Here is a 19,649-nt window from a genome sequence, read left to right as displayed (position 1 = left end):
CGCTGCGACGCGAGAGGCCACTCGGTCGGGCGTTCGGTGTCAGCCGGTTCCCGTGATCCGACCTTCGATGCGTTCGCGGGTCCACACCGCTCGGGGGTCGTCATAGTCGGCGAGTAGCCGCAGCGCCTCGGTCCAGTGACCGCGGGCCTCGTCAGGACGTTCGTTCGTCAGTGCCTCGGCCAGCCCATCAAGGGCGATTGCTTCGTGCCACGCGTCGCCGAGTTCGCGGTGGACGGCGGCGGCCCGGCGGTGGAAGTCGGCGGCTTCGTCGTTTCGGCCCATTCGCCGGTAGGTCTCGCCGACACCGTGCCATGCACGGGCTTCGCGGTCCCGGGAACCGTGGCGGCGCTGGAGGTTCGCGGAGCGCTGATAGGAGGCCAGGGCGTCGCTGAACAGGCCGAGTGCCTGTTGCGCATTTCCGAGGTCGAGCAGCAAGTATCCCTCCAAAACGTGATCGCGGAGATCTTCGGAAATCTTTACCGATTCGGTTGCCGCGAGTACTGCGTCGTGTAACTCATCGAGATCAAGGTGGATGGCGCTGAGAATGCGTAGCGCATTTCCTATGCTAAGAAGGTCTCCCTGCTCCCGGTGGGCGGCGAGGCTCTGGATAATTCCCTTTCGCGCTTCCGGGAGGCGTCCTTGCAGGTAGTGGATTTCGGCGAGGTTGGACCGGGATACGGCCTGCCAGTGAGCGTCGCCGAGTTCGGTGAAAGCGGCGAGTGCCTGTGTGAAGTGGGTCTCTGCCTTATCCGATCGTCGCTGCCGTAGGTAGGTCAGGCCAAGGGCATTGAGTGAGGTCGCCTCACCTCGAAGGTCTCCCGACTCCCGCCTGATCTCCAGCGCAGCGTGCTGGAATTTTCTGCTGTCGGCCATGCGGTGGAAGTGGGTGTGTACGTACCCCAAATAGTCCAGTAGCGCTGCTTCGATCGCCCGGTTGCCGACTCGGCGCGCAGCGGCGACGCCGATTTTCCCGGCTGGCGACCAAGTGGCGAACCTGGTGGATGGCACTTGGGTGTTCCAAAGGACGGCAGGTAATAGGCAGGCATATTCGTCGAATCCGGATTTCTCGGCCAAACGGACCAGCGGCAGGAAATTGGCGTGCTCACGTTCGGACCAATCCACCGCTGTGTCGTAATTCGTGAACGTTAGCGGGGCGACGCCGTCGTCGGGTGGGTTGATCCGTACCTGTTGCTCGGTGGGGGTGATGAAATGCTGTGCGGCGTCGGCGCTGTGCAGGTACCAGTGGAGCAGGCGCCGTAGCGCCCCCTGTCGCTCCTCCAGCGGTTCCTCACGCTGGGCCTGGTCGGCGGCAAAGACGCGGAGGAGATCGTGGAATTCGAACCGGTCAGGGGCGGTCTGCTCCAGCACATGGACACCGACCAGCGCATCGAGCAGATGGCGCGTTCGCCGGACACTGGTTCCGGACAGAGCCGCTGCGGCCTCGATGCCGAAGTCTGGGCCCGGATGTAGGCCCAGAAGCCGGAACATCCGGGCGACGTCCTCGGGAAGTGCTCGGTAGGACCAGGAGAACACGGAGCGTACCGTCCCGGCCTCGTCCTCGTCTCCTGTGTCGAGGGCGTCCCAAAGGGCGGATTCGTCGCGGAGGTCCGCGATCAGGTCGTCCAGTCCCATGTGCGGGTGGGTGACGGCGCGTTCGGCGGCGATGCGCAGGGCGAGCGGCAGCCGGGCGCAGAGCCGCGAGAGTTCGGCGAGCTTGGCATCGTCGTCGACGGGTCGAAAGCCTGCCGTGACCGCGCGCAGGAGGGCCACCGCCTCCGGTTCCGGCAGCGTGCCCAGACTGATGCGGTGCGCGCCGTCGTGGACGGATAGGCCGGATAGGCGTCCTCGGCTGGTGACAATGACGAGGCAGCGGGAGTGGCCGGGCAGCAGCGGACGCACTTGGGCCACCGAGTTGGCGTTGTCCAGCAGGATGAGCATGTGCCGGTCGGCGAGCAGCGACCGGTACAGGGCCGCCGCGTCGTCGGTGTCGGTGGGCACCGCGTCGGCGGCGATACCGAGAGCGATGAGGAACCGGCGGAGGGCATCGTGCGAGCCGACCGGTTCACCGGGGTCGTATCCCCGCAGATTTACGTAGAGCTGCCCATCGGGAAAGCGTTCCTGGATCTGGTGCGTCCAGCGTAGGGCCAGCGCTGTCTTGCCGGCTCCGGCGGTGCCGGCGATGACGCAGATACCGATGAAGCGGTCGTCGCCATCGTCGTTGGTCAGGACTGCATTGAGTTCGCCCAGTTCCTTGGTTCGGTTGACGAACCCCCGCACCCCTCGGGGAAGCTGCCGAGGGCGCGGGCTCCGGGGCTGATCGCCGTGGTGGTCGTGGAAGTGAACACCGCCGCTGACGCTGCCTGCCTGAACGACGTCGCGGGCCGCGCCCGATATTTCTGCGTGGGCTCCCAGGTGTTGATCCTCATCGGGGGCCGCCATCCGTTCCTCCACACCGGTCGCCTGGATCGGTCCGCCACCACCCGGGGTGGGGGCAGCGGCCACAGCACGTGACGGTCAGTGTACGAGAACGCTTACCCTCTGGCACCGTCGCGCTGGCTCACGGAGCGATTGCGCAGACCTCAGATCGTGGGGCCGAAGCCTGGATTTTCGGCCCCACGCCTGCGCGAATGTCCCTATCTTCAGGTCCTGACCGCAACGATTAGGTCTGTGGACCGGTGTAGCCGTAGACGGGGTGTTCTGCGAGGTAGCGGCGGAGTTCGGGTTCGGTCATTCGGGCGAGTGCCACCCGGACGTAGGCGTCCCACTTCTCTCGAATGGCGACAGGCTCGTCCGGGGGGACCTTCGCCACGCGGCTTTCGTGGCCGCATTCGGCCGAGAAGATCCTGAATCCCAATAGGTCGGGGCTCGGGTGCTCCCGGATTTCGACGTCGCGTTCCAGGGCCCATTGGCGGAGTTCCGGCATGGTGACCTGCCGGATGTCGGAGATCATGAGGCGGCCGCCCCCGACCGCTCCGCGCGGGCGAGGGCCAATGCCCGACGGGTGCGCCGTGGGTGCCACGCCGCCCGCGCGAGACGCTCACCGAGTTCGGCCCGTTCTTCCTGCTCTTCCCATTTCACCCTGTACGGGCGTACGCGGCTGCATCGTGTGGGTAGGGTGTCCATCGTCATCGTCGCTCCGTGATTGCCGGACGGTGGCCGTACCCCGGACGATGTGGCGTCGTCGCGGGGTGTCTTTCCGAGTCCAGAATCGTGCGGCACCTCCCCTGCTGCGATAACGACTACGGAATCCTGTTTTCCTCTGCACTCCATGGACATGGCCGCATTGGCTCTGGACACTTATGGTCATGAGTTCGGGCGACGATTTTGCGGCGGCGCTGAAAGCGCAAATCGAACAATCAACCATGAATCAAACGCAACTTGCAAAGCGAACAGGGTGGTCAAAAAGCCAAATTTCTGCCCTTGCCACAGGGCGCTCCTCCCCGAAGGGGCGGGAAGTGGTCCAAGAACTGGACACGGCGCTGAATGCCGGGGGCATGCTGCTCCGGCGGTGGCTGGACGCCAAGCGGCGCGACGCGCAGCCGGAATGGCTGCGTCGGATCGACGGTGTGGACGAGGCGGCGACGGAGATCCGCATATTTCAGCCGTTCATCCTGCCCCACGTGGCTCAGTCACCGGGCTACGCCCGAAGCATCCTGCGTATGGGGCGCCCTCTCGACACATCGGATCAGATCGAGGCCGCTGTAGAGCGCCGCATGGCGCGATCGCTGCGGCTGCTTCGCGAGGACGGCCCGCGGATTTCGATCACGGTGCCCCATGCGGTGGTCCGGGCCGCACCGGATATCGCCCCCGACGCTCTGGAGTACCTCCTGCGGATGCCAGAATCCTGCTGTGTGCAGGTACTCCCGGACGGCATCCACCTGGCGGCGGCCACCGGAGCATTTCGGCTGATCTCGTTCGCTGAGCGGCTGCCCGTCGCGTTCTGCGAGCACGCGGCGGGTGGGTGCGCTGGTCGACCACCCGCAAGAGGTGGCGCGGTTCGGTGCTGCGGCGAACCTGTTGCAAGCATGGGCGCTGGGTCCGGCCGAATCACGCAAGAGGATCGAGGAGATCGCATGAACGAGTTCCACAAGAGCAGCTACTCGACCGCCGGCGGAGAGTGCGTGGAAGTGGCGGAAGGCGATGCCACGCGCGTGCGCGACACACGGTACAGAGACGGCGTGACGCTCACCGTTCCCGCGTCCGAATGGCGGGCGTTCCTGGCCGACGTCGACCGTTTCTAGGCTCCGAAGGCGTGACGGCATCGGGGCCCCCGGGGATCCTCCCCGGGGCCCCGATGCCCATCGCCTTACACGCTCGGCAGGGGGCGGCCGCTCTCCTGCCAGGCCGACCACAGGGCCGCGTAGCGGCCGCCGAGGGCGACCAGTTCGTCGTGGGGACCCACCTCGACGATCCGGCCCTCGTCCAGCACCACGATCCGGTCGGCCTCGACCGCCTGCGGCAGGCGGTGGGCCACCACCAGCGTGGTGCGGCCCTCCGTGGCGGCCACGGCGGCCCGTTCCAGGTCGCGGGCACCGGCGCTGCCCGCCTCGGCGCCGGCCTCGTCCAGGACCGCGACGGCGGGGTCGGCCAGGATCAGGCGCGCCAATGCGAGCTGCTGCCCCTGGTGCGCGGTCAGCCGTTGCCCGCTCTCGCCCACCACGGTAGCCAGGCCGTCGGGCAACCCGAGCGCCCAGGAGCGCGCGCCGACCGTCTCCAGCGCGGCGAGCACCTCCTCATCGGTGGCATCGGGTGCGGCCAGCCGCACGTTGTCGGCGAAGGTCCCCGCGAACACGTGCGACTCCTGGCTGATCAGGGCCAGGTGCCGACGTAGTGCGTCGGGGTGCATCCGGTCCATGGGAACGCCGCCGTGCAGAACCGCGCCCTCGGCGGGAACGAGCAGCCCCGCCACCACCGACGCCAGTGTCGTCTTGCCCGCCCCGCTGCTGCCCACCAGCGCCACCCGCTCGCCCGGCTCGATGCGCAGGGTGATGGTGTCGAGCACCACCGGGCCGTCGTCGTATCGGTGGCCCACCCCGCGGATCTCGATCCCGGAGTCGGCCGGCCGCGCGTGGTCCTCGGGCACCGAAGGGGCGGGCAGCCGGATCACCCCGGCCATGCGCGCCAGGCTGGTGCCCGCCGACTGCACGTCGTTGAAGGTCAGCATGATCGCGCCCAGTGGGCCGAACAGGCGGTGGAAGTAGAGGGCCGCCGCGGTGGTCGCGCCCACGGTCACGACATCGGCCCCCACCAGCCAGAACCCCACGGCGACGATCGCCGACAGCCCCACGCACTCCGCCGCGTTCATGCCGCCCGCGAAGCGGGTGAACAGGCGGAACACCCGCACCGTGATGTCCATCGCGGCCGTGGAGCGCTCGTTGACCAGGGTCAGGCGGCGCTCGTTCAGCCGGTAGGCGTGTACGGTCTCGGCGCCGTGCAGCGACCCCACGAGCGCCTGGGCGCGCTCGCCCATGGCCGCCCGCTCCTGGGCGAACAGCGGCGCCGAACGCGGCAGGTACCAGCGCAGCGACAGCACATAGACCGGCAGCGAGCACATCCCCGCCAGTCCCAGGCGCCAGTCGAGCGCGAACATGCCGCCCATGGTGAGGACCACGGTGATCAGCGACGACACGATGAGCGGGATCTTCTCGCGGACGGCGTCGCCGACCACCTGCACGTCGTCGCCCACCCGGGAGAGCAGGTCGCCGCCGCTCAGCCGGGCGAGGACGGGCGCGGGCAGCCGCAACGCCCGCTCGACCACGTCCTCGCGCAGCCGGGCGAGGACGGTCTCGCCCGTACGGGCGATCATGGTGAACGCGAACGCGCTGAGCACGCCGCCGGCGATGGCCGCGCCCGCGATGAGCGCGGACAGCGTCAGTATCCGCCCCTCTGCGGCGCCGGCGGTCACGTCGTCGACCAGGACGCCGAGCACCCACGGGGCGACCAGACCGCAGGCGTTGGCGGCGATGGACAGGGCGAGGGCCCACAGGCCCGCCGCCCGGGCGCCGCGCAGCCCGGCCACCGTCACCGAGAGGGTGGCACGCGCCGAGGCGATCGGCAGCAGGCGGTGGGCGCTGTCGAGGGCGGCCGCAACGGGGGGCGGGGCGGTGGCGGTGCTCGCGGTGGCCGTGGGGGAGGGGGGAGGTGCGTCCTCGGGTGTGCGCGGGGTCTCGACCGTCACCGCAGTACCGCCTTCCGGTAGCCCGCGTCGGACGCGGCGAGTTCGGCGTGGGTGCCCTCCAGGGTCACCACGCCGTTGTCGATCACCAGCACCCGGTGGGCGCGGGCGAGCAGCGCCGGGCTGCTGGTGACCACGATGGTCCCGTAGGCGCCCTGCGCCGAGGGGTCGTGCCGGGCTAAGGCCAGGCCCTCGGCGATGGCCCCCTCGGTCATCGCGTCGACCGCGGTCGTGGGCTCGTCGAGGACGAGGACGGGCGGCCGGGCCGCCAGCGCCCGTGCCAGGCCCAGCCGTTGGCGCTGGCCGCCGGAGAGGGTAGTGCCGCGGTCGGTGATGCGGTGGTCGAGACCGTTGGGGTGGGCGCGGGCGACCTCGTCGCCGGCCGAGGCGCGCAGCGCTTCGGCGAGGACGGCGTCGGTCGCGGAGCCCGTCGCGGAGCCCGTCGCGGTGCCGGTCCCGGTGCTGATGCCGGTCGTGGATCCGGCCCCGGTGGCGGTGCTATGGGCGCCCGGGGCTTCGTCGTCGGTGGCGACCTCGCTTGGCCGCCCGATGAGGACATTGGAGCGCAGGGTCCCCTCGAACAGGTCGACCTCGTGCGGCTCCACGAGCACCGCCCCGCGCGCGGCGTGCAGGTCGAGGCGGTCGAGGGCGACACCGTCGAGCAGGATCTCGCCGGTTCGGTCCTCCGGGGGCACCCGGCCGGCCAGCAGCGCGACCAGGGCCTGGGAGTCGAGCGGGTCGTAGCCGACCACGCCCAGCAGCTCGCCCTGTTTGAGGGTCATGCCGAACCCGCGCAGCGACCCGTGGTGCACGTCGCGCAGCTCCACGCGGCCGACGTCGCCGACGATGTGGTCGCCGGGGGTGAGCCGGAAGCCGGCGTCGAGCACCTTGGTCAGCCGCCGGGCCGAGGCGCGGCAGAGTGCGATGCCCTGGCCGCACAGGCCGAGTTCGCGCACCGGCTCGGTGATGAACTGCGCCAGCCCGACCACGGTGATCAGCTCGCCGATGCTGATCCGGCCCTGGAGGGCCGCCCAGCCGGCGAACGCCGCGACCGCTGCCAGCAACAGCCCGCCGCCGGCCGTGGTGACGCCGTGGTAGGCGCCGGTGGGGGCCGCCGCTCGCAGCGTGCTGTGCAGCGCGGCGGCGCTGGAGTCGCGGTAGCGCCGGGCCGCGTTGTGCTCGGCGCCGATCCCGCGCAGCGCCGCGATCCCGCGGATCAGGTCGGTGGCCAGCGCGGTCGTCTCGGCGGTGGCCGCCTGCTGGAGCGCGGCGCGCCGGGTCAGTACCGGGCCGATCAGCTGGACGGCCCCCACCAGGAGCGGGACCCCGATGAGCACGCCCAGGCCGAGTGCGAGGTCGATGCGCAGCAGTACGACGGCGGAGATGCCGAGCCCCACCAGCCCCGCGACGAACGCGGGGGCGAAGTGCAGCAGTCGCGAGACGCGGTCGGCGTCGGAGGTGGCGATGCTGAGGATTTCGCCCGAGAGCATGCCGGTGTTCTGGCGGCGGGGGTCGATCATCTTGCCTGCGGCCTCGACCCGTAGCAGGTGCGCCTCGCGCTGCATCGCGACGACCAGTGAGCGCGCCCCATAGCGCCAGGAGAGGGTGAGCAGCGTGAACAGTGCGGCCAGGCCGACCAGCGACACCGCCAGTGCGCCAGGGGAGCCGGTGTCCACGGCTCGGTCGATGATCAGGCCGATGGCGACCGGCACCAGAGCCTCGGCCGTCTGGTGGCCCGACGTACCCACGACCCCGACGGCCACCCGGCCGCGGTTACGCGCGAGAGCCCGCCACAACAACCGGTCGCCGCGCCGACGCTGCCCGGAATCGTCAGCAGCCGCCATGACGCACCGCCCCACCTCTGAAGAAACCGGCCGCCCCGAAACGGCGACAGGACGCGGCGGCCGACTGCCGATGGATCATGGAACTCCCCGCAAACTGGTCAGAACTCAGGTAAGGCTATCCTGAACCGATCCCACCATCAGGCGCCACCCATTTCCAACGCGCACGACAGGCCGCGTCACCTCGGAGGCCGACGACCACTACGGGCCCCGGGCGTCGGGCCCCCACGCGTCGCAAGCGAGCCCTTAGCCCCGCAGGCTGCCTCACGATCCACGAACCGAGCGAACTCACCGCCAGCCAACGGTCTCGGGCCAGTCGGCCGCTCGCCTGCCCCCATACACTGCATCCATCAGGCGCCTGTGGTCCCCGAAGGCGAAGTGGTTCCATACGGGCCATCCCGCGAGTATCGTCCCAGGTGAACAAGCCTGCTCCCCGCGCACGCGGGGATGGTCCCCTGGCGTGCTGGTGCCCGCCTGGCCCGTGCCACTGCTCCCCGCGCACGCGGGGGTGGTCCCGACGCCCGCACTCCTGGCATCCAAGAGCCTGCTGCTCGCAGGCGGAATGTGCCGTTGATGACGGCGGGTTTCCGTTTCGTGGGATATGGCCGAGCGGATCAGAAGGTGTGCCAGGTCTCCCGGGTCACTGTGCAGGGGCCGCCGTCGTGGTAGGTGAGGTGGGTGGTTTCCAGGTCTAGGGTGATGGTGAGGAGGGTCTGCCAGCGTTCGTGGATGGGCTTGGCGGGGTCGGGGTGGCAGCAGATTCCGGTGCCGTCCGGATTGTGGTCGAGGAGGGAGCGTGCCCGGTCTAGGGGGTCGGGGGAGCCGAGTGGGGTGACGCGGTCGTGTAGGGCCGCCAGACGGGGGTGGGTGGAGGATCCGTCCAGGATCTCCTGCTGGCCCTCGGCCAAGGCGGGGTCGAGGAAGTGGTTGGTGTGCAGGAGCACCCCGTTCTCGTCCGGTTCCAGTTCGGCGACGCCCATCGGGCACAGTTCCAGGCCGCGTGTTCGCCCGTGCTCGCCGTCGAACGTCGCCACGCTGATCACCGTGGACGCCGACACGCGTGCCGAGCGCGCGATCGCGGTGGCCTCTTCCACCGTCGTGGCCTCGTCGAGGATGCGGCGCGCGACGACGTGCACGGGCACCCCGATCTCCGCGTGGTCCGAGACGTGCCGCAAGATGTTGAAGTGCAGCCCCAGCCCTGAGCTGTTCACCCCGATCTTGCCCAGCACCCCGAACTCGGTGAAGCAGCGCACGGTGTGCCCGGGACGCGGCTCGAACGCCCACACCACCAGGTCGTGCCCGATCGCGTCGTGCCAGTCCCAGGTCTGCGTGGTGCGCGGTGCCCGGCCCGCCCCCGGCAGGACCACCGCCGTCGAGCACTCGCCGCGTCCGCGGTGCCCGGCCGCCGCGAGGATCTCGGTGCGTGCGTTGAGCGCCGCGGCCTGCCACGGCTCGATGCCCGCTCCGGTGGCGATCCCGGTGATCTCGTCGGCGAGCGCGGGGGCCCATGCGGCGGTCTGCTCCAGCGCGCGCTCGGCCCACGGCCGTACCCGGCCGGCGGGGGCGCCGACCGCGGCGAAGAGGCGCAGGTAGTCCTCCAGGTTCGCGCCGATCTGTGTGCGCCACGCCGTCCCGAACGCGCGGGCGCGCTGGGCGGGTCCGGCAGCGGGGGTGGTGAAGGTGTGCACGGTCATAGGGCTCCTCTGGAGGCTCGGTGCGTCGCGGGGGCGTTGGCGGCGGTCAGCCGACCGGGCGATATCGGTGGTCAGCCGATCGGGTAGACGACGGGGGCGGTCGGCCGGGCGGGGCTCGGTGGCGAGTTGCAGCGGCCGGGCGTCGACGGCGGGTCAGTGGTCGGGTGGCGCGTCGTAGCGTGGGTCGGCGCGGGTCATCAGGTCAGCCAGGGGTGGGTTGGGGTGGTCGCCGTCGGCGAACTCGTCGCGGACGCGGTGGCGGATCGGCGCTTCGAGGTCCTGGCTGAGCTTGAACGTGCTCTGCTGGGTCTCCACGTGGATGCGGAAGGCGGCCACGCCGCCGATGATCCGGTGGAACAGCTCGCGAGAGGGGGCCATGTCCCAGGCGGGTGAGCGCCGCGACTCCATCGCACGGACGGTCTCCTCCACCACCCGGAGAGCCCCGGTGTCGTCGGTGATGGGCTCGACCGTGCCGGTGAGGTGCACGGCCGCGTAGTTCCAGGTCGGCGCGGTGGGATCGGCGTCGTAGGTCGTCGGCGACACATAGCCGTGGGGCCCGGAGAACACCACGAGCACCCGCGGGTGCTCCTCGAACAGCCGCCAGTGCGGGTTGGCGCGGGCGACGTGCCCCAGCAGGGTGGTGCCGACGAAGGAGGTGACGGCGCCGCCGCCCGGTTCGGGGATCACCGGGGTGTGGGTCGCCACGGGGACCTCACCGCCGCTCACGAGCAGGGTGAACGGGTGCTCCCGGACGAGAGCCGCCGCCAGGCGGGGGTCGTCGGCCGCGTAGCTCGGGAAGGTGTGCATGCGGTCGTCCACTTCCATTGTCATCGTGTGGGCGTGTGGTGGCTGTGGGCTCGGTGGGGTGTCGTCTCCTGGAGACGCGGGTGAGACCGGCCCGGCCGGGCGTTGGTCCCGTGGTCGCGGGGCGAGTGGTTCGGCGGGACGTCGATTCCCGGTGGCCGGCGGCGTGGTGGGCCGGTGGCCACCGTCGTCTTGGCCTTGCTCTTGGTGTCGGTCTCTGTCGTGTCGCGGGCGCGGTTTGCCCGGCGGGGGCGTCGGTGCCCCCGCCGGGCTTCGACGCCCCCGGGGTGGGGTCGGTCCGCGCAGGACAGGACCGCGTCCCAGGCCACCTCGGAGGCGAGGGTGCCCAGGCCGGTGGGGGTCGTTCCGGTCAGGGCGACCTCGTCGGTGGTCAATGCGTACATGATGTCGCCGTCGGTCTCGGTGTGGAACGGCTGGATCGCGCGGTGCATCGAACTGTGGACCTGCCGCGCCATCCGGGGCAGCGACGGGTCGCTCAGCCGCACGTTGGTCACCAGTACGGTCAGGGTGGTGTTGCCGCCGATTCCCGGCGTGGCCGTGCCCTCCGCCCCCGCGTGGTCCGCACCCGCTCCGCCGTCCGCCGTTCCGCGCGCCGCCCCGCCTTCGTGGTCTCCAGCGGCGAGAGCGACTGCTCCGCCGACCTCGACCGCCACCACCGGGAGTGGTGCGCGCGCGGCGGCGCCGAGGAACTGCTGCGCACCGATCCCTTCGGTGCCCCGAGTCCGCCCGCGGCGGCCCCGATGCCGGCGCGTTCACATGAGGGGTCACCGCCCTCCGCCGGGCACTGCGGCGTGGGACGCCCCGGCCGGCGTTCGGCTAGTAGCCGTTCTCCTCGCACCAGTCCGCGAGCAGCGACACCGTCTCCTCGGGCTCCTCGAAATTCTCCTCATAGATCCGGACCACCTCATCGTCGAGGTAGGGGCGATTCGCCTGCAGTTGCGTCAGCGTGAGCTGCATCCTGCCGCCTGCGAGGAGCGCGTTGCCGGTCTCCCGGGCTTCCAGTGCCTCGTCGACGCCCTCGCAGGCGTCGCCGGTGGCCTCCTCCTCGGTGATGTCCGCCGAGGGCGTCGATGTCACCGGAGGCGGCGCCGTCGGGTACGCCGGCTCGGCGGATGGCGATGGCGAAGGAGAAGCGGATGGCGAAGGGGAGGGAGACGGGTCTGCCCCGCTCTCACCGCCCCCACACGCCGTCAGTGCCGCGAGGATGAAGATCCCGGTTAGTGCTCGCACCATCACGCGCCTCTCGACTCAGGGATGTCCGCCCAGTGCGGGGACAAGGCGTCATGACCGATCGTGCCGGGGCGACCGCGATCGCGAGGCGACATTGGGCACCACGGCATCCCGCTGACCGGACCCGGCCACCGTCCGGCTCGGCGGCGGCGGTTCGCGTACGCGGTGACCGGACGCCGGGCCGAGGGGTGGACCGGTCGGCCGGTGCGTGAGCACAGGTGCGCGGGGGTTGGGGAAAGCGTGGATCCCGCTTGCCGTGCGGGTATAACATTTCGTGAGGGTTCGATCACGTACGGGGGTCGCCTGCGGGCCGGTGGCGCGGGCGGTCGCCACATGACCGCGCACCGGCACCGACGCCTCGGGAGCACAGCATCACCGAATCCACCGCGCGCCCCTACCCCTTCAACCCCTCCGACCGCCTCACTCTCGACCCCGCCTACGCCGAACTGCGCGACCGCCCCCTGGTCCGGGTCCGGCTCGCCTACGGCGACGACGCGTGGCTGGTAACCCGGTACCGCGACGTCAAGACCGTGCTGTCCGACCCGCGCTTCAGCCGGGCCGTGGCGGTCGACCGCGACGAACCCCGCGCGCGCCCGCTGCGGATGCGCCCCGACACCATCGTCTCCATGGATCCCCCCGACCACACCCGGCTGCGCCGGCTGGTCGCCAAGGCGTTCACCGCGCGGCGCGTCGAGGCGCTGCAACCGCGCACCGAGGCGATCGCCGACCGCCTCCTCACGGAGATGCTGGCCGACGGCGCCCCCGCCGACCTGGTCGAGCGCTTCTCCCTGCCCTTCGTCATCGCCGTCATCTGCGAGCTGCTGGGGGTGCCCTTCGAGGACCGCGTGCTGTTCCACGACTGGTCCGAGACCATCATCTCGACCTCCGCCCCCCGCGACGAGGTCGAGGAGTCGTCCGAGGCGATGCGCGCCTACGTGAGCAGGCTCATCGGACTCCGCCGGGCCGAGCCCGCCGACGACCTCATCACCGGACTCGTCGAGGCCAGGGACGACCACGACCGCCTGAGCGAGGCCGAGCTGGTGTCGCTGGCGATGACCCTGCTGATCGCCGGGCACGAGGCCACGTCGTCGCAGATCGCCAACTTCGTCTACGCGCTGCTGACCCGCGAGGGGGCGTGGGCGCGGCTCGTGGCCGACCCCGGGCTGATCCCGCCGGCCGTCGAGGAGCTGACCCGCCACATCCCCCTGGGCGAGGCGTTCGACTTCGCCCGCTATGCGCTGGAGGACGTCGAACTCGCCGGCGGCACGGTCCGCGCGGGCGACGCGGTGATCCCGTTCGTCTCCGCCGCCAATCGCGACCCCGCCGTGTGGGGCGACCCCGAGGACGTGGTGTTGGACCGCGACCGCAACCCGCACCTCGGGTTCGGCCACGGCGTCCACCACTGCCTCGGCGCGCTGCTCGCCCGCATGGAGCTCCAGGTCGCCCTGCGGACCCTGACCCGGCGCTTTCCCGGGCTCCGGTTCGCCGTCCCCGAGCCCGATCTGAGGTGGAAGACTGGGACGCTGGCACGAGGGCTGATCGCACTGCCGGTCAGCTGGTGAGGAGCGGAACATGAGCTGGAACGTCCGGGTCGACGGGTCGATGTGCATCGGGTCGGGGATGTGCGTGGGGGCGGCGCCCGGCCACTTCGCGTTCGACGACGACACCGGCCTGTCGGAGGCGGTCGCCGAAAGCGTCGAACCCGATGACGCGGTGCTCGACGCGGCGGAGTCCTGCCCGGTCGAGGCCATCATGGTGCTGGACCGCGCGGGAGCGGTCCTGGCCCCCAAGGACTGACCGCGTCAGCGCCGGCGCGTCTCCCGCGGCGGGCGGATCTCGCCCGATCCGCGGGGGATCAGGCGGGTCGGCACCAGGCACTCGCGCGGCGGCGGGCCGTCGCCCCCTTCGATGCGCTCGAACAGCAGCCGGGCCGCCGTGGCGCCGATCCGCCGGACGTCCTGGGCGACCACGGTGACCGCGGGGTCCAGCAGGTCGGCCAGCGGGAAGTCGTCGAAACCGGCCACCGCCACGCGGTGGCGCAGGCCGAGGTCGCGCAGCGCCGTGACCGCGCCGATCGTGACCAGGTTCTGGCTGGTGAACAGGGCGGTGGGCGGCTCCTCCAGGGCCAGCAGCTCGGTGACCGCCGCTGCCGCCAGGGAGGCGTCGTTGAGGTCGTGCCGGACGGTGCGGGGGTCGATCCGCAGCCCGCGCCGGGCCATCTCCTGCTCGTAGCCGCGGAAGCGGCGGGCGGCGGTGACGATGGCGGCGTGGTCGCCGAGGTAGGCGATCCGCTCGTGGCCGTGGTCGGCCAGCTGGCCCACGGCGCGGGCGGCTCCCTCGGTGTTGGTGCTGAGCACGCTGTCGGCGACGATCCCTCTGGGCGGGCGGTCGACGAACACCAGGGGGGTGCCCACGCGGACCTCGCTGTGCAGGTAGGTCTGGTCGGCCGTCGCCGGAACGATCACCAGGCCGTCGGCGCGGCGCAGCGTGAAGGCGCGGGCGAGTTCGACCTCGCGTCGGGGGTCCTCGGCGACGCTTCCGGCGAATACCAGCGTGTCGTGGGCGCGGGCGACGTCCTCGATGGCGCGGTTCAGGGTGGCCGAGAACGGGTTGGACAGGTCCTCCAGCAGCAGCGCGATCTGCCCGGTGCGGTGGCCGGCGCGGCGCAGGCTGCTCGCCGCCAGGTTGGGCTGGAAGTCCAGCTGCTCGATCGCCTTCTGCACCTTCTCCCGCAGCGGGGGAGCGACGCTGGAGACGCCGTTGATCACCCGTGAGACCGTCTTGATGCTCACTCCGGCGAGCGCGGCGACGTCGCGCATCGTCGAGCGGCGCAGCGGGCGCTGGGCCGAGGCCGCCGTGTCGGCGTCACCGTGCACCGATGTCCCCCGTTTCCTGGTCCGGGTGCGGCGCCGGGCCGCGGGTCTGCGCCGAGGACAGGTCCGCTCATGGGCCGTCCCGTGCCGCGGCGGGCGGGCGCGGCCCGTGCCGCCGCCCCGGCCGGAGAGCACGGATCCCCTACCGGCCGCGGGCCGCGCGGGCGCCGGCCGTGCCTGAGCGCGGCGTGTACGCCGCTTCCGGGGCGCACCGGTGCGGCGCCCCTCACGATGCGTGGCCGGGGCAACGTTGTCAAGGTACCTCGGAGGGGACGTTTCCGCCTCCGTTCCCCTTGTGTGAGGGTCTATTGACACCCCGTCATGCGGAGGTCACACTTCACGGACAACGTTGTCTCTCGTGACTCAGGACACACCACCGTTGTCTGTGAGGAGACGTCATGCCCTCCACCCCCCATCCGGCACGCGGCCGCGTCCTGCCGCTCGCCGGGGCCGCACTCTCCCTCTCCCTCGCCCTCACCGCATGCGGCGGGGGATCCGCCGACGACGGCGAGGCGCTGGTCGGACTCGTCACCAAGACCGACACCAACCCCTTCTTCGTGAAGATGCGCGAAGGCGCCCAGGCCGCCGCCGAGGAGCACGGCATCTCCCTCCAGACCTACGCCGGCGAGCACGACGGCGACAACGAGGGCCAGATCCAGGCGGTGGAGAACCTGATCGCGGCGGGCGCCGAGGGCCTGCTGATCACGCCCAACGACTCCCAGGGGATCGTCCCCGTCCTAGAGCGCGCCCGCGACAGCGGGATGCTCGTCATCGCCCTCGACACCCCGACCGACCCCGCCGACGCCGTCGACGCCACGTTCGCCACCGACAACTTCCTCGCCGGGGAGCTCATCGGGCAGTGGGCGAGCGCGAGGTTCGAGGCCGAGGGGGAGGAGGCGCGCATCGCGATGCTCGACCTCCACCCCAACCCCACCGAGGTGGACATCGGCCGCGACCAGGGCTTCCTGAGCGGCTTCGGCATCGACATCGCCGACGAGGGCGTCATCGGCGACGAGGACGACGACCGCGTCGCCGGCCACGAGGTCACCGAGGGCGCCGAGGAGGGCGGGCGGCAGGCCATGGAGAACCTGCTCCAGCGCGACCCGGAGATCAACCTCGTCTACACCGTCAACGAGCCCGCCGCGGCCGGGGCCTACGAGGCCGTCGAGGCCGCGGGGCGCCAGGACGACATCACCGTCGTCTCCGTCGACGGCGGCTGCCCCGGCGTGGAGAACGTCGGATCCGGGGTCATCGAGGCCACCGCCATGCAGTTCCCGCTGGTCATGGCCGAGGACGGTGTGGCGGCCGTCGCCGCCTACGCCGACGACGGACGGCTGCCCGAGAACACCGAGGGCAAGGACTTCGTGGACACCGGCGTCCGGCTCATCACCGACGACCCGGTCGACGGCGTGGAATCCGAGGACAGTGCGTGGGGCCTGGAGAACTGCTGGGGCTGACCTCCCGGCCCCGCCCTGCGAACCCCGAGCCGCCGAGCAACGTCTGCGAGCCATTGTGAGCGATTCCGACACATCCGCCGTGCGGCCCCCTGCCGCCTCCCCGCCGCCCGCACCCCCCGGCCCGGCCGCGCCCGCCCCGTCGCCGGCCCAGCGCCTCCAGCGGCTGCTGCACGCCCACGCGATCCTGGGCCCGGCGACGGTGCTGGTGATCGCCGTCGCCGCGTTCTCCCTGGTCGCCGACAACTTCCTGCTGCCCGGCAACATCTCCCTGATCCTCCAGCAGACCGCCGTCGTCGGCACACTGGCCGTCGGGCAGACCCTGATCATCCTCACCGCGGGGATCGACCTGTCCGTCGGCGCCGTCATGGTGCTGTGCTCGATGGTGATGGCCAGGGCCTCCGCCGAGGCGGGCCTGCCCGGCCCGGTGGCGCTGCTGGCCGGCTTCGCCTGCGGCACGGCGTGCGGGCTGCTCAACGGGGCCCTGGTCACCCGGCTCAACCTGCCGCCGTTCATCGTCACGCTCGGCGCGATGAACATCTACTTCGCGCTGAACCTGTGGATCTCGCGCAGCGAGACCGTGCGCGGCACCGACATGTCCCCGCTGCTGCTGTGGACCGGCGAGGTGTTCCGCATCGGGCAGACCAGCGTCACCTACGGCTCGGTGCTGATGCTGGTCCTGGTGGCGGCGGTGGCCTACACGCTGAAGATGACCGCGTGGGGGCGGCACGTCTACGCCACGGGCGACGACGCCGAGGCGGCCCGGCTGTCGGGTATCCGCACCAAGCGCGTGCTGCTGAGCGTCTACATCCTCGCCGGCCTGATCTACGCGGTCGGGGCGTGGGTGCTCATCGGCCGGGTCGGGTCGGCCAGCCCCCAGGCGGGGCTGACGGAGAACCTCGACAGCATCACCGCCGTGGTGCTGGGCGGTACCAGCCTCTTCGGCGGCCGGGGGCTGGTCGCCGGCACGCTCATCGGGGCGCTCATCGTCGGCATCTGCCGCAACGGGCTCTCCCTGGCCGGGGTCGAGGTGCTGTGGCAGAACTTCGCGGTCGGGGTACTCGTCATCATGGCGGTCTCCCTGGACCAGTGGATCCGGAGGGCGAAGGCATGAGCGAGACGCCCCCCACGACCCCGCTGCTCCAGGCGACCGGCCTGGTCAAGCGCTACGGCAGCGTCACCGCGCTCGGCGGGGCCGACCTCGACCTCTACCCCGGGGAGATCCTCGCCGTCATCGGCGACAACGGGGCCGGCAAGTCCAGCCTCATCAAGTGTCTGTCGGGCGCGGTCGTGCCCGACGCTGGGGAGATCCGCATCGACGGCCACCCGGTCCGCCTCGACACCCCGCCGGCGGCGCGCGCCGCCGGGATCGAGACCGTGCACCAGAGCCTGGCCGTGGCCCCCTCCCTGGACATCGCGGCCAACATCTTCCTCGGCCGGGAGATCCGCCGCCCCGGTGTTCTCGGGCGGGTGTTCCGTTCGCTGGACCACGGGCGGATGCGCGAGGAGGCGCGGCGGCACCTGGACTCCCTCGGCGTCATGACCATCCAGAACCCGGGCCAGGCGGTCGAGACGCTGTCGGGCGGCCAGCGCCAGGCGGTGGCGGTGGCGCGCGCGGCGGCGTTCGGCAGCCGGGTGGTGATCATGGACGAGCCCACGGCCGCGCTCGGGGTGCGCGAGTCGCGCGCGGTGCTCGACCTGATCCTGCGCGTGCGCGACCGCGGGCTGCCGGTCATCGTGATCAGCCACAACATGCCGCACGTGTTCGAGATCGCCGACCGCATCCACATCCAGCGGCTCGGGCGCCGGGTGGCGTGCGTGACGCCCGATCAGTACAGCATGACGGAGGTGGTCGCGGTCATGACGGGCGCGATGGCCATCGACGACCCGCCGGCCGTGCCCGGCCCGCCGGCCGCGGCCGCCGGCGGGTAGGCACGGTGAGCGGGCCGGGTGTCACCACCAGCCGGGCACGACGAACACCGTCCACGCCAGCAGCGGGGCCACCAGGATCATGCTCATGCCCCAGATCATGAGGGTGCGGAACACCCGGGCCCGCTGCTCCTCCGGCGCGTTGGCGACCACCAGCGCGCCGGAGGTGGAGAACGGCGAGGAGTCGACCACCGACGACGAGATCGCCAGCGCGGTGATCATGCCGATGACCCCGACCTCCCCGGCCAGCAGGAACGGCACCGCCAGGGGGATCAGCGCGCCGAGGATGCCGGTGGTGGAGGCGAACGCCGACACCGACGCCCCGATCAGGCAGATCACGAAGGCCGCGAGGAGCGGGACGCCGATGGAGGCCACCCCGCCGCCGAGGTACTCCACCGTGCCGATGCGCTCCATCAGGCTCACGTAGGTGACGATCCCGCACACCAGCAGCACGGTGGGCCAGGCGATCCGGTCGATCGCGCCCTTGGCCGATCCGGGCGCCACCAGCGTGAGCACGACCGCGACGCTGACCGCCATGAGGCCCACGTCGAGGTCGAAGGCGAGCGCGCCCACGGCCAGCGCGAGGATGCCGATCACGGTGAGGACCCGCTCCGGGTTCAGCGTCAGGGTCTCCTCGGCGGCGCCGGCCGGTGCGGGGGCGCCCGGCTCGGCGGTCCGCGGCCGCGGTACCGATGTCGTGCGCACCCCGGTGCCCGTCCCGCCGGAGGAGGCCGGCACGGTGGCGGAGCCGCCGGGACCCTCCGGCGCGGCCGGCCCGGTCCCTCCCGGGGCCGGGTCCGGGTCCGGGAGCCCGGACGGGCCGGCGTCCGCGGGCGGGGCCCCGGCGCCGCCGTCCGGCGTCGCGGCGCCGGCGCCCGCCGTCTCGGCGCGGCGGCCGATGAGCTTGCGGCCGCCGAACATGAAGAAGACCGCGATGCTCAGGACCACGTTGAACACGAACGAGGCGACGAAGAGCGTCAGGGGCGAGCCGCCGAGGTCGTTGCGGGCCACGACCCCGTTGGTGATGCCGCCGAAGATGCTGAGGGGCGAGAAGCCGCCGGCGCTGGCGCCGTTGATGATCAGCAGCCCCATCAGGACCGGGTTGATCCGGAAGCGGGCGGCGAATCCCATGCCCATCGGGGCGATGATCGCGACGGCGGCGGGTACGACCGCACCTACGGCGGTGAGGGCCGCGGTGATCAGGAACATCACCCAGGGGATGAGGGCGATCCGGCCGGCCACGGCGCGCACCGCCTGCTGGACCAGCCAGTCGACGGTGCCGTTGCCCTTGGCCAGGGCGAACAGGTAGGTGACCCCGGCGAGGATGACGAAGAGGTCGCCGGGGAATCCGCCGAAGATGTCGTCGGGCGTCTCGCCGACGACGGCCGTCCCTACGACGAAGGCGGCGACCAGGGCGAGAGCGCCCATATGGGCGGAGGTGAAGGTGGCGATGAGGAAGACGAGGACGAGGACGAGGATGGAGACCAGCTCAACGGACATGGAGCCCCCTGGGGCGCACGCGCGGCGGCGGGCGGTCGGGTGGTGGCGCGCACTGGTCGGAGGTCCCGAACGGCGCTGTCCGGGGCGTGCTGCCGCCAGCACACTGCTGATTCCGTATCGCAGAAGAT

General features: G+C 71.6%; 16 protein-coding genes. 6 read left to right on the top strand and 10 right to left on the bottom strand.

Features of this window, described 5'->3' with window-relative positions; genetic code table 11:
• Positions 1 to 39: 39 nt before the first annotated feature.
• Together ACFO4E_RS20110 and ACFO4E_RS20105 are read right to left on the bottom strand one after the other, a co-directional pair.
• A complete protein-coding gene (locus ACFO4E_RS20110; RefSeq protein WP_378577046.1) occupies positions 40 to 2,439 on the bottom strand; it encodes an ATP-binding protein in 2,400 nt (799 codons plus the stop codon).
• 220 nt (positions 2,440 to 2,659) lie between these two features.
• On the bottom strand, positions 2,660 to 2,950 hold the full coding sequence (locus ACFO4E_RS20105; protein ID WP_378577045.1) for a hypothetical protein: 291 nt from the start codon (positions 2,948 to 2,950) through the stop codon (positions 2,660 to 2,662).
• Positions 2,951 to 3,305: 355 nt separating this feature from the next.
• Between ACFO4E_RS20105 and ACFO4E_RS20100 the strand changes: the two genes are divergently transcribed.
• Positions 3,306 to 4,241, top strand: coding sequence for a Scr1 family TA system antitoxin-like transcriptional regulator (locus ACFO4E_RS20100; protein WP_378577043.1), 936 nt, complete (start codon positions 3,306 to 3,308; stop codon positions 4,239 to 4,241).
• Between the two features lie 65 nt (positions 4,242 to 4,306).
• Here the strand turns inward: ACFO4E_RS20100 and ACFO4E_RS20095 are convergent, their stop codons facing one another.
• The 6 genes from ACFO4E_RS20095 to ACFO4E_RS20070 all read right to left on the bottom strand — a co-directional run bounded on the left by ACFO4E_RS20095 (position 4,307) and on the right by ACFO4E_RS20070 (position 11,612).
• Positions 4,307 to 6,061: an ABC transporter ATP-binding protein gene (locus ACFO4E_RS20095; protein ID WP_378577085.1), complete on the bottom strand. Its 1,755-nt coding sequence runs from the start codon at positions 6,059 to 6,061 to the stop codon at positions 4,307 to 4,309.
• A 113-nt stretch (positions 6,062 to 6,174) separates the two neighbouring features.
• Positions 6,175 to 8,019, bottom strand: a complete 1,845-nt coding sequence (locus tag ACFO4E_RS20090) for an ABC transporter ATP-binding protein (protein ID WP_378577042.1) — start codon at positions 8,017 to 8,019, stop codon at positions 6,175 to 6,177.
• 611 nt (positions 8,020 to 8,630) lie between these two features.
• Positions 8,631 to 9,710 (bottom strand): C45 family autoproteolytic acyltransferase/hydolase, encoded by a 1,080-nt coding sequence (locus ACFO4E_RS20085; RefSeq protein ID WP_378577041.1) that lies wholly within the window; start codon positions 9,708 to 9,710, stop codon positions 8,631 to 8,633.
• Between the two features lie 153 nt (positions 9,711 to 9,863).
• Entirely contained in the window at positions 9,864 to 10,541 is a 678-nt protein-coding gene (locus ACFO4E_RS20080; RefSeq protein WP_378577039.1) for an FMN-binding negative transcriptional regulator, read from the bottom strand.
• Positions 10,538 to 11,188 (bottom strand): P1 family peptidase, encoded by a 651-nt coding sequence (locus ACFO4E_RS20075; RefSeq protein ID WP_378577038.1) that lies wholly within the window; start codon positions 11,186 to 11,188, stop codon positions 10,538 to 10,540. Before ACFO4E_RS20075 ends, ACFO4E_RS20080 begins: the two co-directional genes overlap by 4 nt.
• Positions 11,189 to 11,351: 163 nt before the next feature.
• Positions 11,352 to 11,612 carry a hypothetical protein gene (locus tag ACFO4E_RS20070; RefSeq protein WP_378577036.1) on the bottom strand — a complete coding sequence of 87 codons (261 nt, stop codon included), beginning with the start codon at positions 11,610 to 11,612 and terminating at the stop codon, positions 11,352 to 11,354.
• Between the two features lie 683 nt (positions 11,613 to 12,295).
• Here ACFO4E_RS20070 and ACFO4E_RS20065 point away from each other — a divergent pair.
• Complete coding sequence (locus tag ACFO4E_RS20065) at positions 12,296 to 13,327, top strand: cytochrome P450 (RefSeq protein ID WP_378577034.1); 1,032 nt, start codon at positions 12,296 to 12,298, stop codon at positions 13,325 to 13,327.
• Between the two features lie 10 nt (positions 13,328 to 13,337).
• Positions 13,338 to 13,562 carry a ferredoxin gene (locus tag ACFO4E_RS20060; RefSeq protein WP_378577033.1) on the top strand — a complete coding sequence of 75 codons (225 nt, stop codon included), beginning with the start codon at positions 13,338 to 13,340 and terminating at the stop codon, positions 13,560 to 13,562.
• Between the two features lie 5 nt (positions 13,563 to 13,567).
• Here ACFO4E_RS20060 and ACFO4E_RS20055 read toward each other — a convergent pair whose 3' ends face one another.
• Complete coding sequence (locus tag ACFO4E_RS20055) at positions 13,568 to 14,584, bottom strand: LacI family DNA-binding transcriptional regulator (protein WP_378577084.1); 1,017 nt, start codon at positions 14,582 to 14,584, stop codon at positions 13,568 to 13,570.
• A gap of 452 nt (positions 14,585 to 15,036) precedes the next feature.
• Between ACFO4E_RS20055 and ACFO4E_RS20050 the strand changes: the two genes are divergently transcribed.
• The 3 genes from ACFO4E_RS20050 to ACFO4E_RS20040 are packed head-to-tail and all read left to right on the top strand — an operon-like array spanning position 15,037 to position 18,024.
• A complete protein-coding gene (locus ACFO4E_RS20050; protein ID WP_378577031.1) occupies positions 15,037 to 16,095 on the top strand; it encodes a substrate-binding domain-containing protein in 1,059 nt (352 codons plus the stop codon).
• Between the two features lie 55 nt (positions 16,096 to 16,150).
• Positions 16,151 to 17,206, top strand: coding sequence for an ABC transporter permease (locus tag ACFO4E_RS20045; protein WP_378577029.1), 1,056 nt, complete (start codon positions 16,151 to 16,153; stop codon positions 17,204 to 17,206).
• Complete coding sequence (locus tag ACFO4E_RS20040) at positions 17,203 to 18,024, top strand: ATP-binding cassette domain-containing protein (protein WP_378577027.1); 822 nt, start codon at positions 17,203 to 17,205, stop codon at positions 18,022 to 18,024. Before ACFO4E_RS20045 ends, ACFO4E_RS20040 begins: the two co-directional genes overlap by 4 nt.
• Before the next feature lie 21 nt (positions 18,025 to 18,045).
• On the opposite strand, the gene ACFO4E_RS20035 is transcribed toward ACFO4E_RS20040, so the two are convergent.
• Positions 18,046 to 19,521: an SLC13 family permease gene (locus tag ACFO4E_RS20035; RefSeq protein ID WP_378577026.1), complete on the bottom strand. Its 1,476-nt coding sequence runs from the start codon at positions 19,519 to 19,521 to the stop codon at positions 18,046 to 18,048.
• Positions 19,522 to 19,649: the final 128 nt, after the last annotated feature.

Origin of the sequence: Nocardiopsis mangrovi, assembly GCF_042653925.1 — a bacterium.
GTDB lineage: Bacteria > Actinomycetota > Actinomycetes > Streptosporangiales > Streptosporangiaceae > Nocardiopsis_B > Nocardiopsis_B mangrovi.
The sequence above is the reverse complement of the archived record's forward strand: the minus strand, read 5'-3'. Positions and strand labels throughout refer to the sequence as shown.